General features: G+C 58.7%; 4 protein-coding genes and 1 pseudogene. 1 reads left to right on the top strand and 4 read right to left on the bottom strand.

What is annotated here, in order from left to right; all coding sequences use genetic code 11:
- Positions 1-526, bottom strand: a pseudogene (locus GA0061098_RS47360) (response regulator); the annotation flags it as partial.
- 553 nt (positions 527-1,079) lie between these two features.
- Positions 1,080-2,060 carry an ABC transporter substrate-binding protein gene (locus GA0061098_RS43180; RefSeq protein ID WP_091968173.1) on the bottom strand — a complete coding sequence of 327 codons (981 nt, stop codon included), beginning with the start codon at positions 2,058-2,060 and terminating at the stop codon, positions 1,080-1,082.
- 285 nt (positions 2,061-2,345) lie between these two features.
- Here GA0061098_RS43180 and GA0061098_RS43175 point away from each other — a divergent pair, with 285 nt between their 5' ends.
- Complete coding sequence (locus GA0061098_RS43175) at positions 2,346-2,723, top strand: PRC-barrel domain-containing protein (protein WP_091968179.1); 378 nt, start codon at positions 2,346-2,348, stop codon at positions 2,721-2,723.
- 548 nt (positions 2,724-3,271) lie between these two features.
- Here the strand turns inward: GA0061098_RS43175 and GA0061098_RS43170 are convergent.
- Positions 3,272-3,472: a hypothetical protein gene (locus GA0061098_RS43170; RefSeq protein WP_091968170.1), complete on the bottom strand. Its 201-nt coding sequence runs from the start codon at positions 3,470-3,472 to the stop codon at positions 3,272-3,274.
- Between the two features lie 363 nt (positions 3,473-3,835).
- A partial coding sequence (locus tag GA0061098_RS43165) for a helix-turn-helix domain-containing protein (RefSeq protein WP_129591137.1) occupies positions 3,836-4,086 on the bottom strand: 251 nt, incomplete at its 5' end.

Raw genomic sequence — 4,086 nt, 5'->3', positions numbered from 1 at the left:
GTTTTATAGGAGATGCCGAGTTCGGACGCGACTTCTGAAATGCGGTCGCCACGACCCAAAAGCCTCAGGATCTCGAGTTCGCGTGGGCTCATCTGCGTCAAAGGACTGGCCTTGATCGCCGCGCCCGCGAACGTCGCCGCTTCCGCCAGACGCGGTGAGACGAAGCGCTCGCCGGCTGCAACCTTCCGAATGGCCTTGGCCAGGAGCCGGGGATCATCGCTCTTTGAGACATATCCCTGAATGCCCATCTCCACAGCGGCACCACGAACGCCGGATCCTCACTCACGCTGAGTATGACTATTTTGGCGGCCGGATCATCCCTGCGGATTCGCCGGGTCAACTCGAAGCCGGTAAGGTCGGGAAGCCACACGTCAATCACGGTGACGTCGGGATGCTTCTGCAAGTACGCACGGTGGCCCTCCTTTGCATCGGACGCCTCCAGGATCTCGACGGCAGGGTCCGATGTGAACAAGGCCCGGCAGCCGGTCACGACAACGGGATGGTCGTCGACGATTAGTACCCGCATTTCGATCTGGTCCTCATTTGCACGTGCTCGCTTCCTCCAGTTGTGGAGAACGTCGCGAGCACTTTAATGGTTCGAAGTTCTGAGCGGGACGTGGAGCGAACCGGCAAAAGGAGTACGAATTTCAGAAGATTTAGAATGTTTATTCCTTTCGGCAGAGGCTGCTGCTTCCTATCGCTTTTGATGATCCTGAGCGCGCAGTTGTCCGGCGCGAGGGCGCTTCTCGTCTTCTCCGAATCAGTTCGAGTACGAAAACAATCGGGGCCCGCACGCGCCCTCGATGGAACCTAGAACCATCGCGCAATCCGGAGACGGCGGCTTCGTTGCGGTACGGCTTACGACGATGCGCCGTATCCGGGCGATGCCTGCTAAGGAACGTGAAATTCTGCTCGCTGCGGCGGGCACGCCCATGGTCAAGCCGGCGTAGGGTCGAAAGCTGCCTGGGCAGATCCAAGCCGCTATTCCGCTCAGCTCTTGAAAATGGACAATGCGAGGCCAATAGTGGAAGTCAGCTGCGGGCCAACAAGAGACTCGTGCATCGCAGCAAATAGGATCTCTATTCGATCACCTCATCAGCGCGAAGGAGTAATGAGGTCGGCACGCTGAGGCCGAGTGCTTTGGCAGTCTTCATGTTGATCACGAACTCGAATTTAGTCGGCTGCTCTACCGGCAGATCGGACGGCTTGGCGCCTTTAAGTATCTTATCGACGTAGCCGCCTGCACGGCGGAAAAGATCGGCGAAATCGGGCCCGTAGACGATCAATCCCCCATTGGCGAATTGTCGGGAGAAATGAACGGCAGGCAGATGATGTTTCGCCGCGAGCGCGACGACTCGGGGGGCCTCGACAACGGTCAGAGTATCGCCAAAAACAATGATGGCATCAGCGCGCTGGGCGGCAGCCGAGGCAAAGGCCACATCAAGCTCCTCGGCCGTGATCGCCTGAACTATCGGCAGAACCACACCTAGATTGCGGGCCGTACTGGGTACCTCGTCGGCTAACAACAGCCTATGCATCGGGTTGCCTGGATTGGCCAGGATTGCAAACCGCGAGGCACCAGGCACCAGTTCCCGCAGGATTTCTATTCGTTTTGCGACAAAATCACCCGGCACGTAAGTCGCCAGTCCCGTTATGTTGCCGCCGGGACGCGCTAGGCTTTGCACGAGGCCAAGTCCCACAGGGTCAGCCACAGCTACAAATACAATGGGAATGGTAGCAGTTGCCGATTTCAGGGCCTTGGTTGCCTGCGGTGCCGCGACGATGAGCACATCGGGACTGAGGGCAATCAGCTCGGCAACTGAAGCGGGCAGTCGATCCGGAGGTTGGGAAAAACGATAATCGATAATCAGATTTCTTCCGTCTATCCAACCGTGGTTTCGCAGCCCGTCAAACAACGCCAGTTCGGTTTGATTCAGTGTCCGCCCGCTTCCGTCACCTACAGCGAGAAAGCCAAGTCGATAGCGTCTGCTCTGCGCCCGCAAACCTCGTGACGAAACGAGTAACGCCGCAGCGGCCGCTATGAACTCCCGCCGCTTCATTCGACCCTCATCACAACTTGAGGACGACGCGGTGCAGTATATCAGTTCTCGACAGAGGTGGCACTTGGTGAGTGCAATATTGCGTCGCAAAGCGGCGCGAAGCGACCCGGCTGGTCGTCGCCAGATCTGCGCCTCATCGTCGTCCCTCTGTTTGAGCTCTTAAAGTCCATGTCAGCGTCGCTAGGCTGGTGATCGGCGCTGCGACCGTTACGCCAAACGCAGGAACACCCTCGGAGCGGCAGAGTTAAGCCGACAAACCACCTACCCATGAAGGAGAAAAAAGTCATGGCCCGCGCAACAGCCCATCCGGATCATCACTGCATCTCAAGCGAAGATATTCAAGGAACCGAAGTTTATGGAGCAGACGGAACGAATATCGGCGAGATCGATCACCTCATCATCGACAAGGTGTCAGGCCGCGTGGCTTATGCCGTCATGAGCTTCGGGGGATTTGTTGGCTTGGGTCACAGCCACTACCCCATTCCCTGGAGCGCTCTGAAGTATGATACGTCGCTTGATGGTTTTCGAACCAACATCACTGAGCAACAGCTGAGAGACGCGCCTGAGTTCAGCGATGACTCTTGGCAAGATCGAGACTGGGAAACGCGAACCCACCGGTATTATGGGACGCCCACCTACTGGGAAGGGCGAGGTGGCCTATAACGCGGCGGCTGCCGTGATGAGTGCCAGCTGAACTGATCGGCCGGCACCCATCGGATGTGTCCGCTTGTAGTCCTTGTCGCAGGGTTTGGTGCTGATCTGCAAGGGAGGCCAATTGAGGCGACTCGCCGGGGCCGCTGCGTTTTCGGATGCCATTCCGACAGCTTGCAGCTCCTCGGTTCACTCCGAGGGGCCCGCCGGTTCGCACTAGCGGCCCCGCTGTTATCCCTCGGAAGCGCTTGCGCAGTTTGGCCCGGCTCGGCGTCGAATTGCGACAAAACCAGCGGTTCGCCCATGGACAGAGCGGTTGCTTATGCGCTTTCGACGTCATCGTCCTCTTCGGCGTCTGGATCATTGCTGCCGGCCTGTCGTCCAGCTCACCTTATCCTATGGATCGTCGTCGGGCTCGTCCCCATCGTCATCGGGCTTGTCAGCGCGTCGCAAGGATCGCCATGTCGCGCTTGAGGTCCGACATGACGGCGAATCTGTCGGGAAGCTCACCAGGATCTTAAGCACGGTGACCTGGAAGTTCACGCCCCTGCTCCCTAACCCTACCGCCACATTGTCGGCGCGTCGTGAAGTGCTTCGCGGCCGACCTCCTTCAGCCTCTCGGGCGAGCTGTCGACATTCGTCGCTGCTTCCAAAATGCTCGAAGCCACGTGGGTGCGTGCGCCTGTCTCATAGTGCGAAACGTCTTCGCAGACCTCGTCGAGGACGGCACGCAAAAGCGCGGTCGTTGTCGGATCGAACATGGGAAACCCCCAAAGGAAGAATGATCGTAGCGCAATCGCAAGGGGCCGAATTCAACAGTGTTAAGGGCCACAAATCCCGCCAAGTCTACATTCGAAGTCCGGCTCGGCGAGCTCGGAAAAGTCGCCGCACCGCACGCGGATCGAGAACTCAAGATGGTTGGCGCATCGCCCATGCCCATAACACGACCATTGCTTATGATCGGGCCAAAAAGGACAACCAAGTCTGCTCCGGGTCACGAGCGTCGGTTTGAGAGTTAGCGGGTGACTTCTGATCTCTCCTCCACTTCGGACGTTTCCCCGTGCCGCGCGAATGGTCGCGAAGGGCCACAAGCAGACTCAGCAAAGAGGCCCCCATTTGCAAGATTATGCGTTGGCGTCGGCCGCCACGAGTGATGATGGGCGATTGAGGCGGATCGCAATCTGCTTCGCGGGGCGCTTCAAGGTCTCCGACGGCGACTCTCCGAACGCGGCGCGATAGGCCACCGCAAAGCGGCCAAGCTCGCAAAAGCCATGGTCGGCAGCTATCCGAGTGACGGTTGACGTCGATGGAACCGCGCTCAGCAACGCGCGATGCACGAGGTGCATTCGACGGAGCGTGAGAAAACGGATCGGTC

It is taken from the genome of Bradyrhizobium shewense (genome assembly GCF_900094605.1).
In the GTDB taxonomy this organism is placed as follows: domain Bacteria; phylum Pseudomonadota; class Alphaproteobacteria; order Rhizobiales; family Xanthobacteraceae; genus Bradyrhizobium; species Bradyrhizobium shewense.
This window is presented reverse-complemented; position numbering and strand designations above follow the sequence as displayed.

Coding starts and splice junctions, on each gene's coding strand:
- GA0061098_RS43180 (WP_091968173.1), bottom strand. CDS start 2,060: ATGAAGCGGCGGGAGTTCATAGCGGCCGCTGCGGCGTTACTCGTTTCG.
- GA0061098_RS43170 (WP_091968170.1), bottom strand. CDS start 3,472: ATGTTCGATCCGACAACGACCGCGCTTTTGCGTGCCGTCCTCGACGAG.
- GA0061098_RS43175 (WP_091968179.1), top strand. CDS start 2,346: ATGGCCCGCGCAACAGCCCATCCGGATCATCACTGCATCTCAAGCGAA.